The sequence below is a fragment of the Sphaerimonospora cavernae genome, assembly GCF_042435035.1.
Classification (GTDB): domain Bacteria; phylum Actinomycetota; class Actinomycetes; order Streptosporangiales; family Streptosporangiaceae; genus Sphaerimonospora; species Sphaerimonospora cavernae.
The window spans coordinates 43,504-69,678 of sequence record NZ_JBHMQT010000044.1 but is presented as its reverse complement, the minus strand read 5'-3'; the positions used below and the strand labels follow the sequence as shown (position 1 = coordinate 69,678).

Below are 26,175 nucleotides of genomic sequence, written 5' to 3'. Positions count from 1 at the left end.
ACAGTTGGCAGCGACCTAATTGTCCTCTGCTCCCTCGTCTCTACTCTGGTGCCGTTCTGGAGTTGGCGTATACATAGGTCATCTTGAGCGGTAGTTTCACTGTGTGGCTATCAACGACGAGCAGACGCGCTGGATCGTGCACGGTGAGCGGCTGATCTATGACAACGAGTGGATCCGGTTGGGCCTGGTCGATGTCGAGATTCCCGATGGGGAGCGGTTCGAGCATCATGCGGTGCATCTGGGCCGGGCGGCCATGACTGTCGTGGTCGATGATCAGAACCGGGTGCTGATGATGTGGCGGCATCGGTTTCTGTTCGATCGGTGGGGCTGGGAGTTGCCCGGCGGCCTGGTCGAGGTTGGCGAAGACCCCAAGGACACGGCCGCTCGGGAGGTGGAGGAGGAGACCGGCTATCGGGTCACGGAGATCGAGCACCTGATCACGTTTCAGCCGATGGTCGGCATGGTCGACTCCGAGCACCTGGTGTTCCTCGCCCGCGGGGCCGAGCTGGTCGGGCAGCCTACTGGGGAGGTCGAGGCGGATCTCATCGAGTGGATCCCGATGAAGGAGATCCCGGACATGATCGCCCGTGGGGATGTATGGAACTCCGGGGTGCTGGTCGGCCTGCTCTACGCGCGGGAACGGCTCAGCGGGTCGCGCGGATAAGGGCGTTCCGCAGTTCGCGGACTCGTCGGCCCTGGCGGCGTGAGCCGGTCATGGTGGCCAGATGTTCGGCCCGGTACAGGTGCGGCTGAGCGGCGTCGGTCTCGCCCATTGCGAGGAGGGCATGCGCCAGGTCGCACCGGAGTCCGGCTTCGGCGCGGTTGAAGGTGCCGTCCATGCCCGCGAGCGCTGAGCGCAGGTCCTCGACCGTCTCGGGGTCGCCGAAGTGGACCAGGCAGTTTCCGCGCCAGCGCGCCAAGTGGTGGGCGTTCAACGCGAGGTAGGGCAGGCTCGGGTCCGCCTCCTCATCGGGCAGGAGCGCGGCGGCCTGGTCCAGGGCAGTACGGCAGGCCATCTCGTCGCCCAGGATCGCGGCGGCTTCGGCTTCGGCCGCTGCGAGCCAGGTTCTCAGGTGGCCGGGGACGCGATGGTCGTAGGTGGCGCGGACGTGGCGGATGACCTCGGCGGCTTCGGCCGGGCGCCCAAGGTCGATCAGTACGTATGCCTGCTGTCCTCGCGCGTAGGCCAGTACGGCGTCATTGTCGGCTTGGTGGCCGGCGGCTATGGCGCTCTCGTGATGGTCCCATGCGTCGTTCAGGGTGCAGGTGTCGATGGCCTGCCATCCGGCCAGGGCGGCAGTTTCGGACAGCACGTGCGCCAATTGTGCGCGTATGCCGGGCCGTACAGCGTGGCGATGGGCGCGCCGTATTTGGGATATTTGGGCGCGCATTTTCTCGGCGATGGCGACGCTGCCGAGCCGACGGTCCAACAGGCGGAGATTGTTGGTGTCGGTGGTGAGGATCATCACCATTGCGGGGTCGATCGCGGTGGCCGCTTCGATCCGCGCGGTCAATTCCCGGGTCTGCTCCTGGTGCTCGTCGTCGTTATCGTTGTTCGGTGAGGCGATGTTGAGCGGGGCCAGGCCGAGCAGCATGCGCGCGTGATCGGGCAGGCCCAGGCCTGCGGCGACACGCTCGAAGACTTCAAGGTCGGTGACCTGACGCTGGCCGCGCATGAGTTGACTGACGCGGCCCTGCGCTATGCCGGTTGCGGCGCTGATCCGGATCTGACTTGCCCCGGCGTACTTGACAGCCAGGGTGAACAGTCCCCCCACGTCGCGGTTTTTGAGCCTTTCGTGGCTTTCGTCACGGTCCCATACCGAGACGGGGATCTGGATTGGTTCGAAAGCGTTCCCGTGCATTCTGGCCTCCGGTCGCTTCTCTGAGCTGGTGGCGCATGACGGCTGTTGACGGGAACTCTATATACCCCGGTGGTATATCCCAAGGGAATAGGCCAGAGAGTTACCCCCGGTGCATTCTCTGCGGCATGACAGCACCAGTTAAGTGCACTGCGTGCGACGGGCGCGGCTGGAAGATCGTCACCCGTCGCGGCCAAGTCGCGGCCACCGTGCTCGGGCTGGCCACCTCCTCCCGTGAGGACTGCCTGTACTGCGACGGCGGCCAGTTGCCGGCCGAGATGTTCGAGTGGGAGGTCTTCCAAACGGTCTGTGGCGTCGAGCAGCTCGGAGCATGCGGAACCAGCAGCCAGCAGGCCGCCTCGATGGACGCCCTCCGGCTGGCTCTGCGCCGGACCGCTCCGGAGGCGAAGGCGTGGGGACACATCATCCACCGCGTCTACGACTTCGGCACGGTCCCTGACGACTGGTCCCGGAAGGTGATCTTCCGGGCGACCCTCGACGCGGCCGGACAGGTCCGGTTCGGAAGGACGGCCAAGTGACCACCCAAACCCCCGACAAGAGCATCAGCCCGGTCACCGGACAGATCAACGACCTCAACGCCTGCCTGGCGCCGCACCTGCCGCCCCTGACGGATGAGGCCAAGCCGCTGCTGTGGCACGCCTCCCAGCAGTTCGCCCGATTCAGCGTGCTGGCCTGGACCTGCAGCGAACACCGCGAGACCTGGTATGAGCTGTGCTCGGGCGGGGGAATGGCCTACATCCGCCGGATGAGCGGCGACCCGGTCAAGCCGGAAGTCTCCCAGACCCACGCCTGGACGATGACCGAAGCGCGGGAGGTCTGGGCGGCGCTGCTGTCCGGCCACGTGCGATAGCCCTCACCCGCAGGCCGTTGACCTCCTGACAGGCCGCGCCTCAGCCGCTACTGTACTCATGCAGACAAGTGGAAAAGTGATTGGGCGGTTGGCATGAGCATGGACTTCGCCCCTCCGAAGTACGCCCAGGTGATGACGGCGATCCAGCAGCGAATACGGGACGGGGAGTACGCCCCCGGCACCATGCTGCCCTCAGAGACGCAACTCGTCCGCGAGTTCGGCGTGGGCCGTACCACCGTGGTCCGGGCATTGCAGACCCTTGCCATGCAAGGGTGGATCGAGCGCGAGCACGGCCGCGGCTCGTTCGTCAAAGGACGGCCCGAGACCCCCACGGATCGGGTACGGCCCGGCCTGGCCGCCACCGAACACCCGGAAACCGCCGAGTCCATCGTGAGCGTGGAGCGGGTGCCGGCACCCCGTCACATCGCCCACCTGCTCGGCGTCGACGAGCGAACCCCCGTGATCGCCCGTCAACGCCTCGCGAAACAAGGGGACCGGCCGTCGGCTGTGGAGACCTTCTGGTTCCCGCTGGAGATCGCCCTCGGCACCGACCTGGACAAGCCCGACCCGTTGCGGCACGGGGTGCGCCAGCATCTCCAGGCGGTCAAGCATCTGCGGTTCGATCACGTCACCGAACGACTGGCCGCGCGTAAGCCGACCAAGGAGGAGGCCGACCTTCTCGGCTCGACTGCTCCCGTGCTCGGGGTGCTGGCCACCGTGCACGACGCGGCCGGGGTCGTCCTGCTCGCGCTCAGCCTGGCCCTGCCGGGCGGCCTGCATGAGCTTGAAGACGTGTACCCGGTGAGCTGACGACCTTTCCCCGCTCGAAATCCGCTTAGTTACTTGTGCGGACGAGTGGAGAAGGCTTACCATCAACTCAGTCGGACAAGTGGACGAGCGGATGGCCCCTCGTCCTGGAAGGAAGGAGACTCGTCATGGCTCTTCAGGGACCCATTCCGATCAGTTTCACGCTGCTGTTCCCGCACGGCTGCTACGTCGTGGGCGAGGTGCAGGCGGCGAAGGACTTCGACGCCAAACGGGACACGCAGGCCAAGGACAAGCTCACTGGGTTGCCGGTGTGGCAGGTGCCGGTGATGGACGCCGACCCCTCGCTGAAGGCCGCGCAGAAGACGGTGACCGTGAAGATCCTCGCCGAGGTGCAGCCGGTCGTCCCGCCGTCGCTGCCGGGCCTGCCGATCGCACCGGTGGAGTTCGACGGCTTGGAGGTCAAGCCGTACGTGCAGCAAGCCACCGGCCGCCTGGCCTACTCGATCTCGGCACGGGTGATGCGGGCACCGCGCCCGCAGTCGACCAAGACCACCGGCTCGGGCTCGGCGGGTAAGGAGGCGGCGGCGTGACCCGGGACCCCTACACCTACGTCACGGTGTCGATCGACTCCGACGGGGCCTCCCGCGTCGGGGTGTCGTTCTATACCCCCGGCCTGCGGGTATCGGCCGGTGTCCTCGACTCGGGGCGGCCGTTCCTCGACATCTGCAGCAAGACCGCCGACGTATCGATCTCGACGACCGGGGCCGGCGCGGTCACCTCCACCGACCTGGCGATCGCCCGGCAGATCTTCAACGTCGCCGCGTCCTACCTGGCCGACTGCGAGCGCCTGCACCACCAGCACTCCGGCGGCTCCAGTCCGGCCATCTCGCCCGGTGGTGCGGCGGCGGCCTGACCACATAAGGCGGGGCCGCTGGAACTGGCATTCCAGCGGCCCCCGAACTCTCTCCCGACTGCATATCAGAAGAGGACTTGAGTCTAATGTTCAAGAAACTGCCCGGAGACGAGGCGCGAAACCTCGTCTCCACCACCCCGGACACGGCGGTCGTGTTCCGCCCGGCCGTCGTCAAGACCCCCGCGATCGTCACCCTGCTGATCTGGCTCTTCCGCCTGATCGCGGGCCTGGTCCGCCTCGTCGTCCGCCACCCCGTCGCGGTCGCCGTCCCGGTCGGCCTCGGCGTGATCTGGACCCTGTACGGCCGAACCATGGCGTTGACTGTGGGCGGCTTCGTTCCGGCGATGGGGTTGTCGTGGTTCCTGCTGGAGCGGGACTCCTTCCTGCGTCTGGTCGGCTGGCGGCTGCTCGCCTGGTGGCGGCTCATCGTCGTGTACCGGCGGCACTGGCAGCCGGTCGTGGTCATCTCCGGCCTCGGCCGCCACCTGCGCGGCCGGGACTACCTGCCCCACCTCCGCCGGGTCACCTGCGATGAGTGGGCCGACCGCGTCAGCGTGAAGATGCTCGCCGGTCAGGCGGTCAAGGACTGGGCCGACCGAGCCGAGCACCTCGCGCACGGGTTCGGCGCCCCCTCCTGCCGAGTCGCGGTGGCGCGGGCGGGGCGGCTGGTGCTGACCTTCCCCCGGCGTGACCCGCTGGCCGTGCCACTGCCCGCCGTCCCCGTTCCCGATGATCCGGACGTGGGACCGGTCGAGATCGGCCGGTGCGAAGACGGGCGTCCACTGCGGCTGAAGGTCCACGGCACCCACGTCCTGATCGCGGGCGCGACCGGTGCCGGGAAGGGCTCCTACTTGTGGGGCACCATCCGGGGCCTGCTGCCCACGATCCGCGCGGGTCTCGTGCAGGTCTGGGCCTTGGACCCCAAGCGGATGGAACTGTCCTTCGGCCGAGACCTGTTCCGGGGCCGGTATGCCGCTGATCCGGCGGAGTGCGCCGACCTGCTCGACGAAGCGGTCTCGGTGATGCAAGAGCGGGCCGACCGATTTGCCGGCCTCCAGCGCTCCCACACACCCACGATCGATGACCCGTTCATCCTCGTGGTCGTCGACGAGGTGGCGTTCCTGACCGCCTACCAACCGGACAAGCACCTTCGCCAGCGCATCACGGCGGCCCTGGCCACGCTGACCACGCAGGGCCGGGCCGTGGGCGTCGGGATCATGGCCGCGCTTCAGGACCCCCGCAAGGAGGTCATGAACATCCGCAACCTGTTCCCCGACAAGATCGCCCTCCGGCTCGACGAGTCCGAACAGGTGGACATGGTCCTCGGCGACGGCGCACGAGACCGGGGCGCGCTGGCCGACCACATCTCACCCATCCCCCACCGCGGGGCCGGGGTCGGCTATCTGCGCCTGAAGACCTCACCCGATCCGGTACGGGTGCGGGCCGCGTATGTCTCCGACGCCGACGTCCGCGACATGGCCCAGCGCTACGGCAACGCCAGTACGGAAAGCACGGACACGGCGAACGGCTGCGCAGGCGATACCGGGCACGGCTGCCGCGGCGGGGTCGACGGCTTCGAGTACGGAAGCGAGGCAGCGTGACCATGACGAGCCTCGCTCACATCCTCGACGGCCTGCACTGCCCCGGCTGCGGCACCCTCGACACACTCTGGCTCGACGCCCTGCGCGGCATCGTCGAGTGCGCCGAATGTGGCCACAAAGCCCGCGTCCTGGTCGATGGCCCCAGCCTGCCCGACCTCCTCGACACCGTTGAGTCGGCCGACAACCTCGGCGTCCTCGGCTCGCTCGGGGCCGTCGACAACCTCGACACCCTTGACCTGGTCGGCTCGTGTGGGGGTGGCTGGTGACCCATCCGAATGACCGGGCGACGCCTCGGGCGGTGCGGATGGCGATGCCGCTCGCTCGGGATGTCGTCGAAGAGATCGCCAAGCGGTACGGCGTGTGCATCCGCCCCGTCCCGCTCAAGCGCCTCGACGTGACGACCGGCGCAACCGAGATCGTCGATGTGCCGTGTGGGGCCACGCTGGAGAGCAAGTGCCCGCCGTGCGCCAAGCGGAACCGGCAACTCCGCATGGCCCAGTGCCGGGAGGGCTGGCACCTGGAAGCCGAGCCGGTCAACACCCCCGACGAACCGGACGACTATCAGCGTCACCTCGTCGAACTGCGGGCCGACGCCCAGGCCTGGCGCGACGAGGCCGAAAAGGCCGGAGACGACACCACCGACCTGGACGCCGCGCTCGCCGACCTGGACGAGGAGATCAACGCCGCGGGCATGCGCGGCAACGTCCTCGGCCGCACCTCGGGCAAGCGGTCCCGCTCGACGAGGCGGCGACAGGATGCCCCGGACCTGCCCAAGCGGCAGATGAGCGCCACGACGCTCGGGCGGACCTTCACGACGAAGGACGGCAAGACGTTCCGGCCGTCGATGTTCCTCACGCTCACGCTCCCGTCCTACGGGCGGATCAAAGACGGTGTGCCGGTCGATCCCTCGACGTACGACTATGCGCGGGCGGCTCGGGATGCGCTGCACTTCTCCAAGCTGGTGGACCGCTTCGTGCAGAACCTCCGCCGCGTGGCGGGCTATGACGTGCAGTACTTCGCCACCGTCGAACCACAGAAGCGGCTCGCGCCACACCTGCACATGGCCGTGCGCGGCACGCTGCCACGGGCAGAGCTGCGGCAGATCGTCGCGGCGACCTATCACCAAGTGTGGTGGCCGCCAACCGATCGGGTCGTCTTCGACGGTGACCACCTGCCCGTGTGGGCCGAGGGGGTCGGCTACCTCGACCCGGAAACCGGTGAGGTCCTGCCGACCTGGGATCAGGCCCTCGACCAGCTCGACGCCGACGAGGACGCCGAGCCCCTGCATGTGCTTCGCTTCGGCGAACAGCTCGACGTCCAAGGCGTCTTGGCGGGGTCCCCGGATGCCGACCAGTGCATCCGCTACCTGGCCAAGTACCTCACCAAGAGCATCGGCGACGGCCTCGACACCGACAACCCCGCCCAACACGCCGAGCGGATGCTCGACGCGCTGCGGTTCGAGCCGTGCGCGCCGACGTGCCCGAACTGGCTGCGGTACGGCATCCAGCCCAAGGGCGCCAAGGCGGGGATGGCCCCGGGCCGGTGCAAGGGCAAGGCGCACAAGCCCGAACACCTCGGCTACGCAGGCCGGCGCGTCCTGGTCTCCCGCAAGTGGTCCAACAAGACCCTGACCGAGCACAAGCAGGACCGGCGCACCTGGGTCCTGGAAGCCCTCGGCCTCCCCAACGGCGAACAGGCCGACCCCCACCGCTACCTCTGGCGGCCCGTCAAGCCCACCGATGCCGACCTCGACCCGATCGGCGTACGGCTGTTGCGCTCAGTCCACGAACGCCAGCGCTGGCGCGACCACATGGACCGGCTCAGAGCAGAAGCAGACGGACAAGATCCTTCGGCAATCAGAGAGGAGGCTGCATGAAAGGTGATCTCTCTCCCCTGCTCGTCCGGCCCGAGGAGGCAGCGAAGCTCCTCGGCATCGGTCGGACCAAGGTCTACGCACTGATGCGGTGCGGCGCGCTGCGCTCCGTTCGCATCGACGGTCTTCGCAGGATCCCCGCGACGGCTCTCGCCGAGTTCGTCGCCCGGCTGGAACAGGAGCAAGCGGCATGACCAGGAAGCGCGGCCAGAACGAAGATTCCATCTACAAGGACGGCGACCGGTGGCGCGGGGCAATCTCGCTCGGCTACGGACCGGACGGCAAGCGAGCCCGCAAGAAGGTGTCGGGCAAGACGCGGGCCGAGGTCGCCGAGAAGATCCGCAAGATCCGCGAGGGCCTGGACAAGGGCCTTCCGGTGCCCGACGACAAAATCACGGTCGGGGCGTTCCTCGACCGATGGTTGGCCACCCTGCCGGGCCACATCTCCGACTCGACCTTGGACGACTACGAGGACACGGTACGGCTGCATCTGAAGCCCACCCTCGGGCGGCACAAGCTGACCGGCCTCACGGTCGCCAAGGTGGACGCGCTGTGGCAGGCCAAGCGGGAGCAGGGCTACAAGGGCAACAGCATCCGCAACATGCGGGCGGTGCTCCGGAAAGCGCTCAGCCAGGCGGAACGGGAGGGCCTGATTGTGCGGAACGTCGCGGCGCTCTCCCTTCCCCCGCGCATCCGTCAGGCCGAGGGCCGAACCCTCACGGTCGACGAGGCGCACATGCTCCTTGACGCGGTCGCGGAACACCGCTTGGGCCTGGTGGTTCTCCTCTCGCTCGTCTTCGGCCTGCGCCGGGGTGAAGCCCTGGGCCTGATGTGGGACTCCTTCGACCCGGAAGCGAAGACGCTCAGGGTGACGCATTCGGTGAAGCGGCTCAAGAACCGTGACGCGAACGCGGAGACCAAGACGAAGATCGTCATAAGCGAGGTAAAGACCCCGAAGTCACGCCGGACGCTGGCGCTGACCTCCGAACTCGTCGACGCGCTCAAGGCCCACCGGGCGAAACACAACGCCGCGCGGCTCAAGGCCGGCGATGCGTGGGCGGAACATGGCCTGATCTTCCCTACCTCGTCGGGCCGTCCGTCCGACCCGGACAACTTCTCTCACGTCTTCTCCCGGCTCACCAAACACGCGGGCCTGGGCCACTGGCACCCGCATGAGCTCCGTCACTCCGGGGCCTCGCTCATGCTCGCCCAGGGCACCCCGTTGCACGTGGTCTCCGAAGTCCTCGGGCATGCCAGCGTCGCGATCACCAAAGACGTATATGGCCATCTCATGGAGGGCGACCGGCGGGCGGCGACAGAGGCCATTACCGGCGCTCTACTGGGGCAACGGAAGCGGGTGGCTCCCAGGGTGGCTCCCAAAGACAGCGAAGAGACCGGATGAGCCGCGAAATCACAAGGCCCCTGACCGCGAAACTGCTGGTCAGGGGCCTTGCACGTCAGAGCCGCCTTGGGGAATCGAACCCCAGACCTTCTGTTTACAAGACAGATGCTCTGCCGATTGAGCTAAGGCGGCCTACCGGGACGAGTTTAGTGGGCCGGAGGCCCGATCGTCACGGTGAAATCACCGGCGACGGCGACGGGCGACCTCGTAGAGCGCGATCCCGGCGGCGACGCCCGCGTTGAGCGACTCGGCCGCGGCGTTCATGGGGATGCGTACGACCAGGTCACACGCCTCCCGCACCAGCCGGGACAGGCCCTTGCCCTCGGAGCCGATGACCACGACGAGCGGCTCGGTGGCCAACTCGGCGTCGGCGACGTCCACGGTCGCGTCGCCGTCGAGGCCGATCACGAACAGGCCGGCCTCGCGGTACGCGGTGAGCGTCTGGGTCAGGTTCGAGGCGCGGGCGACCGGGAGGGTGGCGAGTGTGCCGGCCGAGGTCTTCCACGCGCCCGCTGTGACACCGGCGGAGCGGCGCGACGGGACGACGAGCCCGTGCGCGCCGAACGCGGTCGCCGAACGCGCGATGGCGCCGAGGTTACGCGGGTCGGTCACCCCGTCGAGGGCCACGATCAGCGGCACCTCCGCGGCGTCCTGCGCCCGCTCGACGAGCTGCTCTGGGTGGGCGTACTCATAGGGCGGGATCTGCAGACCGATGCCCTGGTGGACAGTGCTCTCCGTCAGCCGGTCGAGCTTGTCGCGGGTGACCTCCAGCAGCGCGATGCCACGATCAGCCGCAATCTTGATCGCTTCCCGGACCCGGTCGTCGTTGTCGATCCGCTGCGCGACGTAGAGCGCGTTCGCCGGGATAGCGGCGCGCAGCGCCTCCAGGACGGGGTTGCGCCCGCCGATGATCTCCGGCGCGTCGTCCCGGCGCTGGCGGCTCGGCGTGCGCGCCGCACGCTCGCCGGACGCGCGCCCGGCGGCCTCGCGCTCGACCCGCTCAGCGCGGGCCTTGTCCTTGTACCAGTGTCGCATGTGCGCGGGCGGAGTCGCTCCGCGGCCCTCCAGGGAGCGACGGCCCTTCCCGCCCGTGCCCCTGGTCGGCCCCTGCTTCTTTGATGGCTTCCCTGAAGCCCGTCCAGCCATGGTCTCTAGCGTACGGCCCGCGCCGGGGAGCTTTGTCAGACACGGCCTAACGGGCCAGTTCCCAGCGGGGGCCCTTGGGGGTGTCCTCGACCACGACGCCGGCGGCGGCGAGCTGCTCGCGGATCGCGTCGGCCGCGGCGTAGTCCCTGCGGGCTCGGGCGGCCTGGCGCTGCTCCAGCGCGACCGCGATCAGCGCGTCGACCACCTCGCGCATCCCCGAGTCGCCGCTCACACGCCACTGCTCCGACCTGGGGTCGAGACCGATCACGTCGAGCATGTTCTGCGTCTCGGCCAGCAGCCGGGCGACCTGCTCCTTGTTGCCCTGGGCCAATGCCACGTTGCCCTCGCGGACGACCTCGTGGATCACCGCCAGCGCCTGGGAGACGTTCAGATCGTCGTCCATGGCGTCCACGAACGCCTGCGGCAGCGGGGCGTCGGCGTCCACGTCGTGGATCACCTCCGCCGCACGCGTGACGAACCCCTCGATCCGCCGGTAACCGGCGGCGGCCTCCTGGAGGGCCTCCTCCGAGTAGTCGATCTCCGACCGGTAGTGGGCCGCGACGAGGTAGTAGCGCAGCTCGACAGCGCGGACCTTGCGGAGCATTTCGGGGATCAGCAGTGAGTTGCCGAGCGACTTGCTCATCTTCTCGCCGCCGAGCTTCAGCAGGCCGTTGTGCAGCCAGTAGCGCGCGAAGCCGTCGCCCGCCGCCTGCGACTGGGCGATCTCGTTCTCATGGTGCGGGAAGATCAGGTCGACGCCGCCGCCGTGGATGTCGAAGGTCTCTCCGAGATACTTGGTGGCCATCGCCGAGCACTCCAGGTGCCAGCCGGGACGGCCGCGGCCCCACGGCGTCGGCCAGGTCGGCTCGCCGGGCTTGGCGCCCTTCCACAGGGCGAAGTCACGCGGGTCGCGCTTGAGTGAGTCGGTGTCGGTGTCGCCGGCGGCCCGCATGTTCTCCAGCCTCTGGTTGGAGAGCTTGCCGTACCGCTCGGCGTACGACACGACGTCGAAGTAGACGTCGCCGCCCGCGGCGTACGCGTGGCCCTTGTCGATGAGCCGCCGCATCAGCTCGACCATCTCGGGGACGTGGCCCATCGCGCGCGGCTCGACCGTGGGCGGCAGGCAGCCGAGCTGGTCGTACGCCCAGCCGAAGGCACGCTGGTTGCGTTCGGCGACCACGAACCACGGAACGCCTTCCTCGGCGGCCACTCGGATGATCTTGTCGTCGAGGTCGGTGACGTTGCGGCAGAGCGTCACGTCGTAGCCCTGCCGCGTCAGCCATCTGCGGAGCACGTCGAAGTTGACGCCGGACCGGATGTGACCGATGTGCGGCGGAGCCTGAACGGTCGCACCACACAGGTACATCGAGACCCGGCCGGGCTCGACCGGAACGAATTCGCGGACAGCACGAGTGCTGGTGTCGTAGAGGTGCAGGCTCACACACGCAAGGCTAACGCCTGACGCCGCGCTCCTGGCCTACTTGTAGGCCCCTGGACGCGTTCTCGGGCGCATTTCCCACCGTACGGCCAGCACTCGTGCCCCATAAGTCCCGCTAATAGCGAAAAATCACCTAGCGGACGATTGTCTTGTTCGGGGTGATACGCACGATGACTCGCTCGGCGTTCGGGTCGGCCTCCGCCCAGTCCTGGCCAGTGTACTTGCGGGACAGCTCCTGGATCAGCTCGCCCGTCTTGTCATCGACGAACTCGGCCGTACCGCGGACCTCGGCGTAGCGATAGGGGTTGGCCGCGTCGACAACCAAGATCGACACCCGGGGGTCGCGGACGATGTTCTGGTGCTTGCGGCGGCCCTTCACGGTCGAGAACAGGACGTCGTCGCCGTCGGCCTTGACCCAGACCACCGACGCCTGGGGGCTTCCGTCGGGGTTGAGGCTCGCGATGGTGGCGAAGTTGGTTCCATCGAACAGATCACGGGCGCCGTCCGGCAGCATCGGGATCCTCCCTTGTTCATGTGAAGAGCAGCTGTACGAAGAGCGCCTAACGCTCTCCGGCCGCAGATGATTCCACTCCCTTCCCGCCCGGCTCTGCCTCTCGACGGCCCTCGACGACCCCGTGGTGCCACTTCGACACTGGATCCTGCGGTACCGATCTACCTACCGGGCCCATTCTGTAGGCTCGAAAAGCCATGAACGCGACTCCCCCCGCTCAAGGACACCGTGGCGCCGACTCTCGAGGACACGGTGTCGCCAGCACCTCGGAACGCCGTACCACTGCCGACGGCACCCGCGCCGTCGTGCGGTCCACTTCCCGCTCCTCTCGATCCACCGCCGCCGAGACCCCCCTCGCGCTGCGCCGTACGGCCGTCGGCCTGGCGGCCGTCGCCCTTGCCCTGCTGGCTGGGGCGGCCTGCGCGCTTTCCTTCGAGGATCTGCGCCAACTGGCCCTCGCCGGACGCGCTGATCCGCAACTCGCCTACCTCTACCCCGCGGCGTTCGACATTCTGCTGATCGTCGCCCTGGTGTGCGTTCCCCTGCTGCGCGGCGTACGACCGCTGGTGCGGTCGCAGGCCGGCTTCATCCTGGTCCTCCTGCTGGCGGCCGCCGCCGCGGCCGCCGTGTCGACCGCCACCGAGACGACCTTTGACCCCGGGCAGGCGGCCGTCGTCGTGGCGATGCTTCCCTGGGGGATGCTCGTTCTCGGGCTCTGGCTGCTGCTGCTCCTTCTCAAGCACGCACGTACGAACCGGGCCGACCTCGACGACGAGGAGGACGAGGGAGACGAGGAGGAGGCCGGGGAGGCCGGGGAGGACGAGGATTTCGTGCCGTTCGACCGAGAGCGGAGATCCCTCCCCCTCGAGTCCGTGCCCGGCGTCGAACCCAGTCCAGCCGTTGAACCCAGTCCAGCCGTTGATCCGCGTACCGCCCCGGCAGGCCCGGTCGGTACGGCTGCCGCGTCGGCTGTGCCACCCGCTCCCGCCGACCCCGGCGAGGCGGATGCGGTTTCCGGTCTCCGGTCCACGGCGGGGCGGCCGCCCACCGATCAGTCCCCCGGCGCCCAAGGCACCGACACCAGGGACTCTGCCGCCGAAGCCTCGGCCATTGAACCGGCCAAGGCTCACCAGCCCTCGGAGTCCCCAGAACCATCCCGGTCGGCAGAGCTACCCGGCTCGCCAGAGCCACCCGAATCCCCGAGGACATCGGAGTCACCGGAGCCGTCAGATCCGCCACGCCACCGCCCCCTCCGCTGGGGTGACCTGGTCCGTCCCCATACGGGTGACGTGCTCGTCCATCCCAGACGCCGGACCGCCGGCGAACCTCCCGACGAGCCCGAGTCGACACACACCTCCGCAGCGTCCGAGGCTCCCGATGACACCTCGACCGCCGGGTCCACGCCGGCGCCAGGCCCACTGCCCGCTCCGGTGCCCGATGTCGTGTCCGACCCCACGTCCGCGCCGGAACGGGCGATGGAACCCGCGACGATGGACGAGTCGGGCGTCGACACGCAACCTCTCCGCCACATCCCCGGCGCCTCTGACCCGGCCCATGGCGTGGAGGCCGCCGGCCCGGAGGGACAGCACGCCCCCAGCGGCGCCCACGACGACCCCGACGACCCCGACGACGTGCCACTCGCCCCGCCGTCCGGGCGCATGCGCAGCACCCCGCTCCCGCCCAAATAACGAAGCTCCCCGAAACGACCGGATCGGCCGATAATCGCCGATTCCACCTTGACCGGTTGAATCACACCACGGATCACGCCACCATCCGCGGCAGCGGAATCAGGCCCGGAGGCAGAGAGAACCCAGACGGATGTGATCGGGGGATCACCCGTGACACCCGTACAACGCGCTAAGGCCCGCCGGGTCGCTTCAACGGCCTGGCGGGCCCTCACTGGTCATGACACGGCTTACCGGTTCCGCCACGCACGGTGGACGGGCCACGCCTACCGCAGCGCGGCGGACGCGTGCTGCGCGCACGCCGGCTTGCGGGCTACCCATTGCCTAGACGCGGGATCGGCCGCGGATGCCGGCCACGATCGAGACGCCGATGACCGCCAACACCACCTGCATGATCAGTTCGATCCAGTCGATGCCGGGCGTGGTCGACACGCCCATGACCTGGGCGAGAGCGGTCCCGATCAGCGCGGCGACGATGCCGACCACGATCGTCAGAATCCAGCCGATCGGCTGCCGGCCCGGCAGGAAGAGGCGTCCGAGAGCACCGATGATCGCACCGATGATGATGGCGCCGAAAATCGTCCCGATTGTCATATCGACCTCCCCTTGAGGGTGACCCTTTCACTCTCAGGGGGGAGGGATACCCCGCGTCCGGGAAATATGCGTCCAGCAAACGAAAAAGAGCGGCGGTCCCGTACGTTCTCACCGGGTGGTCACGGTCGACGTCAACGGAGAATGACAGCGGTCGCGATGGCCGCGATGCCCTCGCCCCGGCCGGTGAGACCGAGACCGTCGGTGGTGGTGGCGCTGACGCTGACCGGCGCGCCGATCGCCGCCCCCAGTGTCTTTTCCGCCTCCGCACGTCGCGGTGCGATCTTCGGGTGGTTGCCGATGATCTGGACCGCCACGTTGCCGATCTCGAAACCGGCCGCCCGCACCTGCCGTACGGTCTCCTCGAGGAGTGCGACGCCGGAGGCCCCGGCCCATCTCGCGTCGGCGGTGCCGAACAGGCCGCCGACGTCTCCGAGTCCGGCGGCCGACAGCAGCGCGTCGCAGCACGCATGGGCGGCGGCGTCGCCGTCCGAGTGCCCGGCGAGGCCTGTCTCCCCGGGCCAGTACAGCCCCGCGAGGTGGAGATCCCTACCGAACGCGAAAGGGTGGACATCGACTCCGACGCCCACCCTTGGCGATGTCATATTCAGGAGTTCAGCACCTCGTCGAGCAGAGCTTCGGCCTTGTCCTCGTTGGTCTTCTCGGCCAGGGCGAGTTCGCTCACGAGAATCTGCCGTGCCTTCGCCAGCATTCGCTTCTCACCCGCGGACAGGCCGCGTTCCTTGTCCCGGCGCCAAAGGTCACGGACGACCTCGGCCACCTTGTTGACGTCACCCGACGCGAGCTTCTCAAGGTTGGCCTTGTAGCGGCGAGACCAGTTGGTGGGCTCCTCCGTGTGCGGCATGCGCAGCACGTCGAAAACGCGCTCGAGTCCCTCTTGGCCGACGACGTCGCGTACCCCGACGAGCTCGGCGTTTTCCGCTGGCACCTGTACGGTAAGGTCGCCCTTGTCGACCTTCAGCACCAAATAGGTCTTTTCCTCACCCTTGATGGTTCGGGTCGTGATGGCCTCGATCCGAGCAGCCCCATGGTGGGGGTAGACGACAGTGTCGCCGACCTGGAAAGTCATGTGACGAGTACCCCTTCCGCTGTACTCCAGGGTACCACGCGGCCACCGCCTCCCGGAACAGTGAAAGGAACATAACTGCAGGTCAAAGCCTCGTTTTGGGACTTGACAAGCCGTCGACTCTATGAATGGGCATTTCCGGCATACGGGGTGACCTGCGCTGCTGGGCCTTTCCGACACCGCCGGGAGCGGCCGTCGAACCGGTCAGCGGCGCGGATAAGGTGATTGCTGCCCCATACGCGTCCGTACCAAGGAGACCTCGAACCGTGACCAGCAGCCGCCGCCGCAGGGTGATCGCCATTGCCGCGCTCCTCACCGCCATCCCTGCACTGGCCGCGTGTGGCGCCGGTTTCGACGCCAACACCAACATGCCCTACTCCCCGACAGAGGCGGGCGTCCTCATAGAGAACACCGGCTCGGGCATGAGCTACGGCAAGAACGGCGTCATGATCAGCCAGGCGTTCGTCCTCGGCCCGGATTCGGGTCAGCAGATCGCCGCCGGAGGCTCGGCGTCGCTCTACCTCACGCTCGTGAGTAACAACGAGGGCGCCGACACCCTCACCTCCATCGCGACGGACGACCAGCAGGCCGTCCGCGTCAACGTTCCCAGCCCGATCGAGGTGCAGCCGGCCACGCTCGTCAAGACGCCCGGCGTCACCGTCGAGGGGCTCAAGCAGCCGCTGCGCGGCGGCGAGACCCTGCGGCTCACTCTGCAGTTCAAGAACGCCGGGGCCATCCCGCTCGACGTGCCGGTGATCACCAGGAGCCGCGAGTTCGCCTCGCTTCCGCCGGCCGCCCCGCCGTCCGCCACCCCGACGCCGTCGGAGTCTCCGACCGCGAGCCCGACGCCGTCCGAGTCCCCGGCCCCGGATCTCAACGAGCAGACCTGAGACACCTGATGATCCGGTTCCGGTACGTCACAGCCGTACCGGAACCGGAACCTGGGTCAGTCCTCAATCGGATCGAACTTGTAGCCGAGGCCGCGGACAGTGCGGATGCAGCACGGGTTCGCGGGATCCGCCTCGACCTTCGCGCGCAGGCGCTTGACGTGGACGTCCAGGGTCTTGGTGTCGCCCACGTAGTCGGCGCCCCATACCCGGTCGATGAGCTGGCCGCGGGTCAGCACGCGCCCGACATTGCGCAGCAGCACCTCGAGCAGTTCGAACTCCTTGAGCGGGAGTTGCACCCGCCGGCCGCGTACGGCCACGACATGCCGGTCCACGTCCATCCGGACCGGCCCGGCCGTGAGCACCGCCGACTCCGGCTCCTCGACGTCGCCACGCCGCCGCAGCACCGCACGGATGCGGGCCACCAGCTCTCTGGACGAGAACGGCTTGGTCACGTAGTCGTCGGCCCCGAGTTCCAGGCCGACGACCTTGTCGATCTCGCTGTCCTTCGCGGTCAACATGATCACGGGAACGTTCGACCGCTGCCGGAGCGTACGGCACACCTCTGTCCCGGGCAGTCCCGGAAGCATCAGATCGAGCAGGACGATGTCCGCGCCGTCGCGGTCGAAGGCGTCCAGAGCGTCCGGTCCGGTCGCCGCCACGGCGACCTCGAACCCCTCCTTCCGGAGCATGTACGACAAGGCGTCGGAGAAGGACTCCTCGTCCTCCACGACGAGAACCCGCGTCACTTGGCGGCCTCCAGGGGGTTGGTCGTACTCGATGCGTCGACCGCCTGACCGTCCTCGAACGCGGGCAGGCGGAGGGTGAAGGTCGATCCGGAGCCTTCCTTGCTCCACACGCTGACTTCGCCGCCGTGGGCGACGGCCACGTGCTTGACGATCGCGAGCCCGAGCCCGGTGCCGCCGGTGGCCCGGGACCGGGCGGGGTCGACCCGGAAGAACCGTTCGAAGATCCGTTCCTGGGCCGACTCCGGGATGCCGATGCCCTGATCGCTCACGCTCACCTCGATCGCGCCCCGCGTCACCCGCGCGCTCACCACCACGCGTGTGCGCTCCGGGCTGTAGGCGATCGCGTTGTCGATCAGGTTGCGCAGGGCCGTGACCAGAAGCTCGTCGTCTCCCCAGGCCACCAGGTCCTCCGCACCGCCCGCCGCCAGCGTGATGTCCTTCGCCGAGGCCTTGGTGTTGCAGCGGTCGATGGCGTCATGGACGGCCTCGTCGATCCGTACCGGCCCGGGAGCCGGGATGGGCTCGCCGCCCTGTATGCGCGAGAGCGTGATCAGGTCCTGTACGAGGTAGGTCAGGCGGGACGCCTCATGCTGCATTCGTCCGGCGAAGCGCTTCACCGCGTCGGGTTCGTCGGCCGCGCCCTGTACGGTCTCGGCGAGCAGGCTCAGCGCGCCGACCGGGGTCTTCAACTCGTGGCTCACGTTGGCCACGAAGTCTCTGCGTACGGCCTCGACCCGCTGCCGCTCGGTCTGGTCCTCGGCGAGGACGAGCACCTGGCCGTGCGCGCCCAGCGGGGCCACCCGGACGGCGAACGTGGTCGTCTCCTGCCCGAACTCGCGACCGGCCGTCTCTATCTCGCTCTCGCGGATCTCGCCGTCCCTGCGTACCTTCCTGGCCAGCGCGAGCAGTTCGGCCGCCATGAGAGAGTCCCCGCGGACCAGGCCGAAGGCCCGGGCGGCCGAACTCGCGCGCAGCACGCGGTCCTCCCGGTCCAGGACGACGGCCGAGGACGGCAGCACGGCGAGGACCGACGCGACGCCGGACGGCAGGGTTTCGGCGGGCCGTACCGCCGTCGCGCGCGCCTCGGAGTTCGCCTGCCAGCGGATCGCGAGCATCACGACTGAGCCGGCGACGAATCCGCCCATCGCCGCGAGACTCGCCAGCAACTCGTTCACGGTAAGAATGCTAGGCGGCGATTCCATCCGCCTGCCCTGCCGTCCTGGTCATGACCAGGTCTTTCCGGCAAATTTCACCCAGCGGTCAATATTCGTTCATGGACACCGCCACACCCTCCCGATTCCCGTGATCTTGCGAATACTCGCAGACTTACCTGCCGACCTGCGCAAACACGGTTTGTGATCTCGCAGAAACTCGCAGACATGCCCGCCGATCAGGCCGAACACCCTTCGTGATCTTGCATTGCAAGATCACGCCCTGGGGTGGGGGTGGGGAGGCGGGAGGGGGTCGTTTGGGGGTTATTTCTTGCCCTGGTTGGCGACTGCCTCGATGGCGGCGGCAGCGGCCTCGGGGTCGAGGTACTCGCCCTTGCCGACCGGGCGGAAGTCGGCGTCCAGCTCGTAGCGCAGCGGAATGCCGGTCGGGATGTTCAGCCCCGCGATCTCCGCGTCGCCGATGCCCTCCAGATGCTTGACGAGCGCGCGCAGCGAGTTGCCGTGGGCCACCACGAGCACGGTACGGCCGACGGCCAGATCCGGCACGATCTCGTCGTACCAGTACGGCAGCATGCGCTCCACGACGTCCTTCAGGCACTCGGTCCTGGGCAGCAGCTCCGGCGGCAGCGTGCCGTACCGGCGGTCACCGAGCTGGGAGTATTCGTCGTCGTCCGCGATCGGCGGTGGCGGGACGTCGTAGGACCGGCGCCACAGCATGAACTGCTCGTCACCGAACTCGGCACGGGTCTGGGCCTTGTCCTTCCCCTGCAGCGCGCCGTAGTGGCGCTCGTTCAGCCGCCAGGAGCGGCGGACCGGCAGCCACAGCAGGTCGGCCGCCTCGAGGGCGAGGTCAGCCGTCTTGATCGCCCGGGTGAGCACGGAGGTGTGCACCACGTCGGGGTGGATGCCCGCCTCGGCGAGGAGCCGACCGCCCCGTCGTGCCTCCTCCTCGCCGGTCGGCGAGAGTGTGACGTCCACCCATCCGGTGAACAGGCCCTTGACATTCCATTCGCTCTCACCGTGCCGCAGCAGCACCAAAGTCGCCATGCGGCCAATCTTATCGGCGTACGGTTTTCACTCCGTCGGCGAGCGGCGTCAGGAGTCGATCACCCGGGCGAAGGGTTCGAGGTTGGCCAGCGACTCGCCGCGCTTGACCCGCCACTCCCACTCACGCCGGATGGACGAGGCGAAGCCGAGTTCCAGGGCACGGTCGAACGACTCGTCGGAGTAGGTGAGCACGCAGCCGAGGATCCGGTCGATCTCCGCCTCGGTCACCGAGTCGAGCGGCAGCCTGCCGACCAGATGCACATCCCCGATGGAGTCGACGGCGAAGTGCACGCCGTACGTCGAGCCGTTCTTGAGCAGCAGCCACCGGTAGAACTCGGCGTGGTTCTCGTCCGGCTGCCGGCAGAAGAACGCCTCGACGTTGAGTGCCTGGTCACCGACGATGAGCCAGGTCATGGTGGCGAGCTTGTGCTGGCCCGGTAGCTTGACCAGGAACGCCCCGGGCCTGGGCCGTTCGTACGACAGCTCCGCCGACTTCAGCGCGGCCTCGATCACGCCCTCCGGGTCCGTACCCGCGCGACGGCGGCCTTCCTGGTCCGGTCTCATACATCCAGACTACGAGTTGACCGCGACGGGCATCCGGTGGAGCTGGGCGATCGCGCCGGCGTAGACGTCCACCAGCCGCGCGGCCGTCGCCGACCAGCCGAAACCCGTCGCGTGCCGTACGGCGTTCGCGGACAGCTCGTCGAGCAGCGACGGGCGCTCCACGAGGCGGCCGAGGGCCCGGGCCCAGTCGCCGGGGTCGTGCGTGCCGACGAGCACTCCGGAGACGCCGTCCTGGACGGCCGTGCGCAGCCCGCCCACGGATGCGGCGGCCACCGGCGTACCGCACGCCTGGGACTCCAGCGCGACGAGGCCGAAGGACTCGTTGTGGGAGGGCACCACCGTCAGGTCGGCCGCCCGGTACCAGTCGGCCAGCTCCTCCTGCGGGGCCGGAGGCGCGAGCCGTACGACATCGGAGACGCCCAGCTCGGCTGCGAGGTCGGCGAGCAGCGACGGATGGGCCAGGCCGTTGCCGCTGGGACCACCCACGCAGGCGACGACCAGCCTCGACCGCAGCGCCGGGTTCTCGACGAGCATGCGCGCCGCGGCCCTGAGCAGGACGTCGGGAGCCTTCAGCGGCTGGATGCGGCCGACGAACAGCAGCACGTGCGCGTCCCGCGCCAGGCCGAGGCGGCGACGCGCCTCGCTCTTGGAGCCCGGCCGGAAGACGGTGAGGTTGACACCCGGGTTCACGACGGCCACCCGCTCGCGGACGGCCCCGTAGAGGTCGATCAGCTCCCCCGCTTCGGCCTCGGTGTTGGCCACCAGCCGGTCGGCGACCTCGACGACCTGCTCCTCGCCGAGCACCCGCATCTTCGGCTCGGGCCGGTCGCCCTCGGCCAGCAGCAGGTTCTTCACCTTGGCCATCGTGTGCATGGTGTGCACGAGCGGCACTCCCCAGCGCTCCTTGGCGAGCCAGCCGACCTGACCGGACAGCCAGTAGTGGGAGTGGATGACGTCGTAGCGGCCCGGGTCGTACATCGCCTCGGTGCGCAGCACGCCGGACAGGAAGCCGCACAGCTGGCCGGGCAGGTCGGCGCGGTCCAGTTCCTCGTACGGCCCGGCCGTGACGTGACGGACCAGGACGCCGGGGACGATCTCGGCGACCGACGGCAGATCGCGCGCGGTGCGCCGGGTGAAGATCTCCACCTCGATGCCGAGTGCCGCCAGGCGTTTGGCCACCTCGACGATGTAGACGTTCATCCCTCCCGCGTCCCCCGTGCCCGGTTGGTCCAGCGGGGATGTGTGCACGCTGATCGTCGCGACCCGGTTGATCCGACGCCGTCTGAGCGTCACCCGAACCACCTCCGAGAGGCTTATAACCGAAAAGTTCTTTACAAACTTCCCGGGGGTGCGTGTGCGTCCGACCACATGCATCTCCTGAGAGGATGGTGTCCCCGCTCCGGACGTGTCCCGCGACGCCGCCCGCGCGGGGGCCGAAGCGAGGTTCCGAACGATGCGGGAAGGACGGTTTGCGGTGACGAAGCGCAGGACCGCGGTGGTGACCGGCGCGAGCGGCGGGATCGGCGAGGCGACCGCCCGGCGGCTCGCCGCCGAGGGGTTCGAGGTGGTGGCGGCGGCGCGGCGACGCGACCGGCTGGACAAACTGGCCGACGAGGTCCCCGGGGTCCGGGCCGCGACTCTGGACGTGACCTCGCAGGAATCCGTGGACGCCCTGGCCGCCTCGCTCGAGCGCTGCGACGTGCTGGTGAACAACGCCGGCGGCGCGATCGGCCTGGAACCGGTCGCCGCCGGACGGGTGGCCGACTGGCAGCGCATGTACGACGTGAACGTGCTCGGCTCGCTGCGGATGACCAGGGCCCTGCTGCCGAAGCTGATCGCCTCGGGCGACGGCGTGCTGGTGATGCTGACGTCGGTCGCCGGGCTCGTCTCCTACGAGGGGGGCGGCGGATACTGCGCCGCCAAGCACGCCCAGACGTCGATGACCGAGACGCTGCGGCTGGAGCTGTGCGGCGAGCCGGTCCGGATCGTGGAGATCGCACCCGGCATGGTCAAGACCGAGGAGTTCTCACTGACCCGCTTCCGGGGCGACGCCGAGCGTGCCGAGAGGGTGTACGAGGGCGTCCCCGACCCGCTGACCGCCGACGACATCGCCGATGTGATCACCTTCGCCGTCACGCGTCCGTCGCACGTGAACATCGACCGGATGGTCGTCCGGCCGCGTGCGCAGGCCGCCCAGCACAAGGTGCATCGCGTTCCTTCGACAACGTGAGTCCCGTGGGGCACGTGAGGAGCCGGCCGATCGGGACGATCACCCGGGGGACCACCGGGCACAACCGGCTGCGGCGGTCCGACCGGTGGATCGCCGCCGTGCACGGCCCGCTGCTCCGGTCGGCCGCGCGACCTCTGGTGGTGGATCTCGGCTACGGCGCCTCCCACATCACCACATGTGAGCTTTTCGGCAGGTTGCGCCGGGTGTGCCCGACGGTTCAGATCGTGGGCATCGAGATCGATCCCGAGCGGGTCGCCGCGGCCAAGCCGTACGAACGGGAGGGCCTGTCCTTCGTGCGCGGCGGCTTCGAGCTGCCGGTCGACCGGCAGCCCGTGGTCGTGCGCGCGTTCAACGTGCTCAGACAGTACGGCGAGGCCGAAGCCTGGGCACACTGGGACCGTCTGCGCGCTGGGATCCACCCCTCCGGGCTGATCGTCGAGGGCACCTGTTCGGAGATCGGCCATCGGGCGGTGTGGGTCACGCTCGGCGCTGAAGGCCCTCGCACACTGACCTTCGCGGCACGGTTCAGCGGCTTCGGACAGCCATCGGAACTGGCCGAACGGCTGCCCAAGACGCTCATCCACCGCAACGTGCCGGGTGAGCCGGTGCACGCCTTCCTCGCCGACTGGGACCGGGCATGGGCCGCCTGCGCCCCCTTCGGTGCGTACGGCCGCCGCCAGCGCTGGATCAAGGCGGCCGAGTCGCTGGCCCGGGACTGGCCCGTGGCGACGGCATCCCCGACCGGTGGGCCCGCGCGCTGGCGGCTCGGCGAACTCACCCTTCCCTGGCACGCCGTGGCCCCCTGACTCCCCGTCGCGGCGCCGAAGGTTCTTGGGAGCCTGGCGTCTGCTCCGCCGACGGGCAGCACTGGTGAAACACTCCCTAACCGAATGCTTACCTCGTTTCCGCCAAGCTCTCCTCGAACACGGCATAGGCTGCGGAATCGAACAGCACGAACCGCACCTCGTTGACGGACGACCCCGGCGACAAGGCCTGCCGTACCGTCGAGAGGGCGACCCGGGCCGCGTCGCGCATCGGCCACTGGTAGACCCCGGTGGAGATGGCGGGGAACGCCACCGTGGCGGCCCCCAGCGATGCGGCGACGTTCAGCGACTCCCGGTAGCAGGAGGCGAGCAGATGCGACCTGTCCTCGCCACGCGAGTAAACGGGCCCCACTGTGTGGATCACCCACCTGGCCGGCAGCAGCCCGGCCGTGGTGGCCACGGCCTGGCCGGCCGGCAGGCCGTCCGGGTAACGAGACCCGCGCAGTTCCCGGCACTCGGCCAGGATGTCGGGGCCGCCACGCCGATGGATCGCCCCGTCCACGCCGCCACCACCCATCAGGGACGAATTGGCCGCGTTGACGATCGCGTCCACCCGCTGCTCGGTGATGTCGCCGCGGACGAGCAAGACGTTCATGTCTCCTACCTCTCTACAGTGCGTAGTACTACTACGGGTAGCCTTGAAGATGTGAAGGGACTCGGCGAGCTTGAACGCACCATCATGGACATTCTGTGGGCGCAGAGCGCCCCGTTGACAGCCCGTGAGGTCGGGCGCCTCATCGAGGACCGCGACCTCGCGCCGACCACCGTGATGACCGTGCTCGACCGGCTCTCCCGCAAAGGCTTCCTGAACCGCACGAGGGATGGGCGGGCCTGGCGTTACCAGCCCGCGGCGAGCCGCGACGCCTACGTCGCCGAGCTCATGCTCGAAGCCCTCGACCTGACCGGCGACCGCGACGCGGCGCTGACGCGCTTCGCCCAGGCCGTGTCGGGCACCGAGGCGGAGATCCTGCGAAGAGCCCTCACGGAGCTGGAGGACCATTGATCGCGGCGGCTGTCCTCGCGGCGCTCGCCACCGCCTGCGTCCTGGCGGCGGAGGGGCTCATTCAGGCCAGGTGGACCTGGCACGCACCCCGCACCGCCATCCTGCTGTGGCAGTCGGTCGGCGTCACCTGGGGACTGGCCACCACCGGCGCGCTGCTCGCCTACGCGCTCGAGCCGTACGGCAGGGGCGTCGTCCACGGCCTCGCCGGGGTGCTGACGACGTTCAGCTACGGAGTGCACGACCTGCGCGACCTGGTCAGGTTGACCGCCCTCGTGTCCGGTCTGGCGCTCCTGGCCCTTCTCGTGGCGCTGCCACTCGCCGCCGGAGCCCGGACGCTGCGTGCCCGGCGCCGGCACCGCGAACTGCTTTCGCTGATCGCCCGCGACGAACCCGCGGTCCCCGGCGTGCGCGTCGTGGACTTCCCGGGAGCCGCGGCGTACTGCCTGCCCGGGCTGAGGTCAGAGGTCGTGATCAGCAATGGGACGCTGAGCCTGCTGTCCCCGGACGAGCTCCACGCGGTGCTGGCACACGAGAGCGCGCATGTGCGGGAGCGGCACGACCTCGTGCTGCTGCCGTTCGCCGCGCTGCGCCGCGCGCTGCCCTGGTCGAGGCTGATCCGGGACGCGCAGGCATCGGTGGAACTGCTCATCGAGATGGCGGCCGACGACCGCGCCCGGCGGCAGTGCAGCCCGCGGCGGCTCGCCACGGCGCTGCTGCGCTTCGGGACCGCGACCGCCACGCTCCCGACTCCGGACGGCGCACTCGGCACACTCGGTGGTACGCCCGCGGGCCCGGCGCGGATGCCGGGCAGGCCGAAGAGCACCGCCGGAGCGAACGTGATGGCCAGGGTGAACCGGCTCGTACGGCCGGAGGCCACGATCCCGGCCCCGCACCGCTTCCTCATCCTGACCGGCTCTGTCGTGCTGACGGCATCGGCGCTGTTGCTGTGGCTGATTCCTGGCTGATTCTTGGGCGCTAGCTTAAGTTAATCGCTGGGTTTGCAATTGCAAGCACCAGGAGGCAGACTGGAGACATGGAACTGCCCAAGGTCGGCTCGCTCGGCGAATACATCCGCCAGCAGCGGCAGCAGGCGAAGATCTCGATCCGCCAGCTCGCCGCGCAGGCCGGCGTGTCCAACCCGTATCTGAGCCAGGTGGAACGGGGGCTGCGCAAGCCGAGCGCCGAGATCCTGAACCAGATCGCCAAGGGCCTGCACATCTCCGCGCAGGCGCTGTACGTTCAGGCGGGCCTCATCGAGGACCGGCAGCCGGACAGCGATGTGCTGGCCGCGATCCGGGCAGACGTCACACTCACCGGGCGGCAACGCCAGGTGCTGATCGACATCTACGAATCGTTCCGCAAGGAGAACCGGGCCGAATCCGCCCAGCCGCCGCAATCGGCTGAGCATCTCGGGGACGACCCGGTTCCCTCGCGCGACGGCATTACACCGGAAGTAAAGGAAGGATAGCCCATGACCCTCGCAACGCAGGTTAAAAGGATCGCGGATTCCAAGCCGTTCTACGCGCTCGCCGGCGTCGGCGACTTCGCCGTGGAGCGGACACGGGAGTACGCGTCGACCGTCCAGGGCAAGGCCGAGACGGTGGCCAGGGACTTCCCGGAGAAGGCACGGGAGTACGCCGACGCCGCCACCACCCGGTTCACCCGGCTCTATGACGACCTCGCCGTCCGAGGCCGGAGGATCGTCAGCAAGGTGACCGGCGAGACCGCCCTGGAACTCGAGGACGTCTCGGAGAGGGCCGAGCCCGCCGCCGCGCCCGCTCCCACCGGCGAGACCGCAGCGCCCGCCGCCCGGCGCCCGGCGGCCGGCACCCGCGCGAAGACGACGACCCAGTCCTGAGAATCTCGCCGATGTAGGTATGGCGGAGTCCTGTGGGGACGACTTTGGGCGGGCGGCCATCCTGAAAGGGCCGCCCGCCCTGTCACCGGTCCCACC

General features: G+C 68.9%; 32 protein-coding genes and 1 tRNA gene. 19 read left to right on the top strand and 14 right to left on the bottom strand.

The window, feature by feature from the left end; translation table 11 throughout:
* The first annotated feature begins 103 nt into the window (after positions 1-103).
* Positions 104-664 (top strand): NUDIX hydrolase, encoded by a 561-nt coding sequence (locus tag ACFHYQ_RS20315; protein WP_394302730.1) that lies wholly within the window; start codon positions 104-106, stop codon positions 662-664.
* Here ACFHYQ_RS20315 and ACFHYQ_RS20310 read toward each other — a convergent pair.
* Positions 645-1,775 carry an NsdA family TPR-like regulatory protein gene (locus tag ACFHYQ_RS20310; protein ID WP_394302729.1) on the bottom strand — a complete coding sequence of 377 codons (1,131 nt, stop codon included), beginning with the start codon at positions 1,773-1,775 and terminating at the stop codon, positions 645-647. The two genes, ACFHYQ_RS20315 and ACFHYQ_RS20310, sit on opposite strands and share 20 nt — an antisense overlap.
* 212 nt (positions 1,776-1,987) lie before the next feature.
* Here ACFHYQ_RS20310 and ACFHYQ_RS20305 point away from each other — a divergent pair, with 212 nt between their 5' ends.
* From ACFHYQ_RS20305 to ACFHYQ_RS20260, 10 genes are all read left to right on the top strand, one after another.
* The gene (locus ACFHYQ_RS20305) at positions 1,988-2,398 is read left to right on the top strand and encodes a hypothetical protein (RefSeq protein WP_394302728.1); all 411 of its coding nucleotides are present in this window, start codon (positions 1,988-1,990) and stop codon (positions 2,396-2,398) included.
* Positions 2,395-2,730, top strand: a complete 336-nt coding sequence (locus ACFHYQ_RS20300; protein WP_394302727.1) for a hypothetical protein — start codon at positions 2,395-2,397, stop codon at positions 2,728-2,730. Before ACFHYQ_RS20305 ends, ACFHYQ_RS20300 begins: the two co-directional genes overlap by 4 nt.
* 93 nt (positions 2,731-2,823) lie before the next feature.
* Positions 2,824-3,540, top strand: coding sequence for a GntR family transcriptional regulator (locus ACFHYQ_RS20295; protein WP_394302726.1), 717 nt, complete (start codon positions 2,824-2,826; stop codon positions 3,538-3,540).
* Positions 3,541-3,665: 125 nt separating this feature from the next.
* Complete coding sequence (locus tag ACFHYQ_RS20290) at positions 3,666-4,088, top strand: plasmid replication, integration and excision activator (RefSeq protein WP_394302725.1); 423 nt, start codon at positions 3,666-3,668, stop codon at positions 4,086-4,088.
* Positions 4,085-4,411 (top strand): hypothetical protein, encoded by a 327-nt coding sequence (locus ACFHYQ_RS20285; protein WP_394302724.1) that lies wholly within the window; start codon positions 4,085-4,087, stop codon positions 4,409-4,411. The genes ACFHYQ_RS20290 and ACFHYQ_RS20285 overlap by 4 nt, the downstream gene beginning before the upstream one ends.
* Before the next feature lie 86 nt (positions 4,412-4,497).
* The gene (locus ACFHYQ_RS20280) at positions 4,498-6,012 is read left to right on the top strand and encodes an FtsK/SpoIIIE domain-containing protein (protein ID WP_394303015.1); all 1,515 of its coding nucleotides are present in this window, start codon (positions 4,498-4,500) and stop codon (positions 6,010-6,012) included.
* Positions 6,009-6,278: a YheV family putative zinc ribbon protein gene (locus ACFHYQ_RS20275; protein WP_394302723.1), complete on the top strand. Its 270-nt coding sequence runs from the start codon at positions 6,009-6,011 to the stop codon at positions 6,276-6,278. Before ACFHYQ_RS20280 ends, ACFHYQ_RS20275 begins: the two co-directional genes overlap by 4 nt.
* The gene (locus ACFHYQ_RS20270; RefSeq protein WP_394302722.1) at positions 6,275-7,888 is read left to right on the top strand and encodes a replication initiator; all 1,614 of its coding nucleotides are present in this window, start codon (positions 6,275-6,277) and stop codon (positions 7,886-7,888) included. The genes ACFHYQ_RS20275 and ACFHYQ_RS20270 overlap by 4 nt, the downstream gene beginning before the upstream one ends.
* The gene (locus ACFHYQ_RS20265; protein ID WP_394302721.1) at positions 7,885-8,079 is read left to right on the top strand and encodes a helix-turn-helix domain-containing protein; all 195 of its coding nucleotides are present in this window, start codon (positions 7,885-7,887) and stop codon (positions 8,077-8,079) included. Before ACFHYQ_RS20270 ends, ACFHYQ_RS20265 begins: the two co-directional genes overlap by 4 nt.
* Complete coding sequence (locus tag ACFHYQ_RS20260; RefSeq protein ID WP_394302720.1) at positions 8,076-9,287, top strand: tyrosine-type recombinase/integrase; 1,212 nt, start codon at positions 8,076-8,078, stop codon at positions 9,285-9,287. The genes ACFHYQ_RS20265 and ACFHYQ_RS20260 overlap by 4 nt, the downstream gene beginning before the upstream one ends.
* A 59-nt stretch (positions 9,288-9,346) precedes the next feature.
* Here the strand turns inward: ACFHYQ_RS20260 and ACFHYQ_RS20255 are convergent.
* The 4 genes from ACFHYQ_RS20255 to ACFHYQ_RS20240 all read right to left on the bottom strand — a co-directional run bounded on the left by ACFHYQ_RS20255 (position 9,347) and on the right by ACFHYQ_RS20240 (position 12,385).
* A tRNA-Thr gene (locus ACFHYQ_RS20255) sits at positions 9,347-9,419 on the bottom strand.
* Positions 9,420-9,467: 48 nt separating this feature from the next.
* Positions 9,468-10,433, bottom strand: a complete 966-nt coding sequence (rlmB, locus tag ACFHYQ_RS20250) for a 23S rRNA (guanosine(2251)-2'-O)-methyltransferase RlmB (protein ID WP_394302719.1) — start codon at positions 10,431-10,433, stop codon at positions 9,468-9,470.
* Positions 10,434-10,479: 46 nt separating this feature from the next.
* A complete protein-coding gene (gene cysS / locus ACFHYQ_RS20245) occupies positions 10,480-11,874 on the bottom strand; it encodes a cysteine--tRNA ligase (RefSeq protein WP_394302718.1) in 1,395 nt (464 codons plus the stop codon).
* Positions 11,875-12,004: 130 nt separating this feature from the next.
* On the bottom strand, positions 12,005-12,385 hold the full coding sequence (locus ACFHYQ_RS20240; RefSeq protein ID WP_394302717.1) for a PPOX class F420-dependent oxidoreductase: 381 nt from the start codon (positions 12,383-12,385) through the stop codon (positions 12,005-12,007).
* A 302-nt stretch (positions 12,386-12,687) separates the two neighbouring features.
* Between ACFHYQ_RS20240 and ACFHYQ_RS20235 the strand changes: the two genes are divergently transcribed.
* The gene (locus ACFHYQ_RS20235) at positions 12,688-14,070 is read left to right on the top strand and encodes a DUF2637 domain-containing protein (protein ID WP_394302716.1); all 1,383 of its coding nucleotides are present in this window, start codon (positions 12,688-12,690) and stop codon (positions 14,068-14,070) included.
* A 321-nt stretch (positions 14,071-14,391) separates the two neighbouring features.
* Here ACFHYQ_RS20235 and ACFHYQ_RS20230 read toward each other — a convergent pair whose 3' ends face one another.
* The 3 genes from ACFHYQ_RS20230 to ACFHYQ_RS20220 all read right to left on the bottom strand — a co-directional run bounded on the left by ACFHYQ_RS20230 (position 14,392) and on the right by ACFHYQ_RS20220 (position 15,748).
* Positions 14,392-14,661, bottom strand: coding sequence for a GlsB/YeaQ/YmgE family stress response membrane protein (locus tag ACFHYQ_RS20230; protein WP_394302715.1), 270 nt, complete (start codon positions 14,659-14,661; stop codon positions 14,392-14,394).
* Between the two features lie 131 nt (positions 14,662-14,792).
* Entirely contained in the window at positions 14,793-15,263 is a 471-nt protein-coding gene (gene ispF / locus ACFHYQ_RS20225) for a 2-C-methyl-D-erythritol 2,4-cyclodiphosphate synthase (protein ID WP_394302714.1), read from the bottom strand.
* A 2-nt stretch (positions 15,264-15,265) separates the two neighbouring features.
* Positions 15,266-15,748: a CarD family transcriptional regulator gene (locus tag ACFHYQ_RS20220; protein ID WP_030510364.1), complete on the bottom strand. Its 483-nt coding sequence runs from the start codon at positions 15,746-15,748 to the stop codon at positions 15,266-15,268.
* 263 nt (positions 15,749-16,011) lie between these two features.
* Between ACFHYQ_RS20220 and ACFHYQ_RS20215 the strand changes: the two genes are divergently transcribed.
* A complete protein-coding gene (locus ACFHYQ_RS20215) occupies positions 16,012-16,635 on the top strand; it encodes a copper chaperone PCu(A)C domain-containing protein (protein ID WP_394302713.1) in 624 nt (207 codons plus the stop codon).
* A 56-nt stretch (positions 16,636-16,691) separates the two neighbouring features.
* On the opposite strand, the gene ACFHYQ_RS20210 is transcribed toward ACFHYQ_RS20215, so the two are convergent.
* The 5 genes from ACFHYQ_RS20210 to mshA form a co-directional block, all read right to left on the bottom strand.
* Positions 16,692-17,381, bottom strand: a complete 690-nt coding sequence (locus ACFHYQ_RS20210; protein ID WP_394302712.1) for a response regulator — start codon at positions 17,379-17,381, stop codon at positions 16,692-16,694.
* On the bottom strand, positions 17,378-18,583 hold the full coding sequence (locus tag ACFHYQ_RS20205; protein WP_394302711.1) for a sensor histidine kinase: 1,206 nt from the start codon (positions 18,581-18,583) through the stop codon (positions 17,378-17,380). The genes ACFHYQ_RS20210 and ACFHYQ_RS20205 overlap by 4 nt, the downstream gene beginning before the upstream one ends.
* 273 nt (positions 18,584-18,856) lie before the next feature.
* Complete coding sequence (locus ACFHYQ_RS20200; RefSeq protein WP_204014308.1) at positions 18,857-19,600, bottom strand: phosphoglyceromutase; 744 nt, start codon at positions 19,598-19,600, stop codon at positions 18,857-18,859.
* Between the two features lie 48 nt (positions 19,601-19,648).
* Positions 19,649-20,164 (bottom strand): type III secretion system chaperone family protein, encoded by a 516-nt coding sequence (locus ACFHYQ_RS20195; RefSeq protein WP_394302710.1) that lies wholly within the window; start codon positions 20,162-20,164, stop codon positions 19,649-19,651.
* A 9-nt stretch (positions 20,165-20,173) separates the two neighbouring features.
* Entirely contained in the window at positions 20,174-21,457 is a 1,284-nt protein-coding gene (gene mshA / locus ACFHYQ_RS20190; protein ID WP_394302709.1) for a D-inositol-3-phosphate glycosyltransferase, read from the bottom strand.
* A gap of 181 nt (positions 21,458-21,638) precedes the next feature.
* On the opposite strand from mshA, the gene ACFHYQ_RS20185 reads away from it, so the two are divergent.
* Positions 21,639-22,394, top strand: a complete 756-nt coding sequence (locus ACFHYQ_RS20185; RefSeq protein WP_394302708.1) for an SDR family oxidoreductase — start codon at positions 21,639-21,641, stop codon at positions 22,392-22,394.
* 14 nt (positions 22,395-22,408) lie between these two features.
* Entirely contained in the window at positions 22,409-23,200 is a 792-nt protein-coding gene (locus ACFHYQ_RS20180) for a class I SAM-dependent methyltransferase (protein WP_446746304.1), read from the top strand.
* Between the two features lie 88 nt (positions 23,201-23,288).
* Here the strand turns inward: ACFHYQ_RS20180 and ACFHYQ_RS20175 are convergent, their stop codons facing one another.
* Positions 23,289-23,813: an O-acetyl-ADP-ribose deacetylase gene (locus tag ACFHYQ_RS20175; RefSeq protein WP_394302706.1), complete on the bottom strand. Its 525-nt coding sequence runs from the start codon at positions 23,811-23,813 to the stop codon at positions 23,289-23,291.
* A 51-nt stretch (positions 23,814-23,864) separates the two neighbouring features.
* On the opposite strand from ACFHYQ_RS20175, the gene ACFHYQ_RS20170 reads away from it, so the two are divergent.
* From ACFHYQ_RS20170 to ACFHYQ_RS20155, 4 genes are all read left to right on the top strand, one after another.
* A complete protein-coding gene (locus tag ACFHYQ_RS20170; protein WP_394302705.1) occupies positions 23,865-24,221 on the top strand; it encodes a BlaI/MecI/CopY family transcriptional regulator in 357 nt (118 codons plus the stop codon).
* Positions 24,218-25,186 carry a M56 family metallopeptidase gene (locus ACFHYQ_RS20165; RefSeq protein ID WP_394302704.1) on the top strand — a complete coding sequence of 323 codons (969 nt, stop codon included), beginning with the start codon at positions 24,218-24,220 and terminating at the stop codon, positions 25,184-25,186. The genes ACFHYQ_RS20170 and ACFHYQ_RS20165 overlap by 4 nt, the downstream gene beginning before the upstream one ends.
* Before the next feature lie 68 nt (positions 25,187-25,254).
* Entirely contained in the window at positions 25,255-25,689 is a 435-nt protein-coding gene (locus ACFHYQ_RS20160; RefSeq protein WP_204019032.1) for a helix-turn-helix domain-containing protein, read from the top strand.
* 3 nt (positions 25,690-25,692) lie between these two features.
* Positions 25,693-26,079, top strand: coding sequence for a hypothetical protein (locus tag ACFHYQ_RS20155; protein WP_394302703.1), 387 nt, complete (start codon positions 25,693-25,695; stop codon positions 26,077-26,079).
* The last annotated feature ends 96 nt before the right edge of the window (positions 26,080-26,175 follow it).

Coding starts and splice junctions, on each gene's coding strand:
- ACFHYQ_RS20305 (WP_394302728.1), top strand. CDS start 1,988: ATGACAGCACCAGTTAAGTGCACTGCGTGCGACGGGCGCGGCTGGAAG.
- ACFHYQ_RS20295 (WP_394302726.1), top strand. CDS start 2,824: ATGAGCATGGACTTCGCCCCTCCGAAGTACGCCCAGGTGATGACGGCG.
- ACFHYQ_RS20290 (WP_394302725.1), top strand. CDS start 3,666: ATGGCTCTTCAGGGACCCATTCCGATCAGTTTCACGCTGCTGTTCCCG.
- ACFHYQ_RS20280 (WP_394303015.1), top strand. CDS start 4,498: ATGTTCAAGAAACTGCCCGGAGACGAGGCGCGAAACCTCGTCTCCACC.
- ACFHYQ_RS20265 (WP_394302721.1), top strand. CDS start 7,885: ATGAAAGGTGATCTCTCTCCCCTGCTCGTCCGGCCCGAGGAGGCAGCG.
- ACFHYQ_RS20260 (WP_394302720.1), top strand. CDS start 8,076: ATGACCAGGAAGCGCGGCCAGAACGAAGATTCCATCTACAAGGACGGC.
- rlmB (WP_394302719.1), bottom strand. CDS start 10,433: ATGGCTGGACGGGCTTCAGGGAAGCCATCAAAGAAGCAGGGGCCGACC.
- ACFHYQ_RS20240 (WP_394302717.1), bottom strand. CDS start 12,385: ATGCTGCCGGACGGCGCCCGTGATCTGTTCGATGGAACCAACTTCGCC.
- ACFHYQ_RS20230 (WP_394302715.1), bottom strand. CDS start 14,661: ATGACAATCGGGACGATTTTCGGCGCCATCATCATCGGTGCGATCATC.
- ispF (WP_394302714.1), bottom strand. CDS start 15,263: ATGACATCGCCAAGGGTGGGCGTCGGAGTCGATGTCCACCCTTTCGCG.
- ACFHYQ_RS20220 (WP_030510364.1), bottom strand. CDS start 15,748: ATGACTTTCCAGGTCGGCGACACTGTCGTCTACCCCCACCATGGGGCT.
- ACFHYQ_RS20205 (WP_394302711.1), bottom strand. CDS start 18,583: ATGGAATCGCCGCCTAGCATTCTTACCGTGAACGAGTTGCTGGCGAGT.
- ACFHYQ_RS20200 (WP_204014308.1), bottom strand. CDS start 19,600: ATGGCGACTTTGGTGCTGCTGCGGCACGGTGAGAGCGAATGGAATGTC.
- ACFHYQ_RS20195 (WP_394302710.1), bottom strand. CDS start 20,164: ATGAGACCGGACCAGGAAGGCCGCCGTCGCGCGGGTACGGACCCGGAG.
- ACFHYQ_RS20175 (WP_394302706.1), bottom strand. CDS start 23,813: ATGAACGTCTTGCTCGTCCGCGGCGACATCACCGAGCAGCGGGTGGAC.
- ACFHYQ_RS20160 (WP_204019032.1), top strand. CDS start 25,255: ATGGAACTGCCCAAGGTCGGCTCGCTCGGCGAATACATCCGCCAGCAG.
- ACFHYQ_RS20155 (WP_394302703.1), top strand. CDS start 25,693: ATGACCCTCGCAACGCAGGTTAAAAGGATCGCGGATTCCAAGCCGTTC.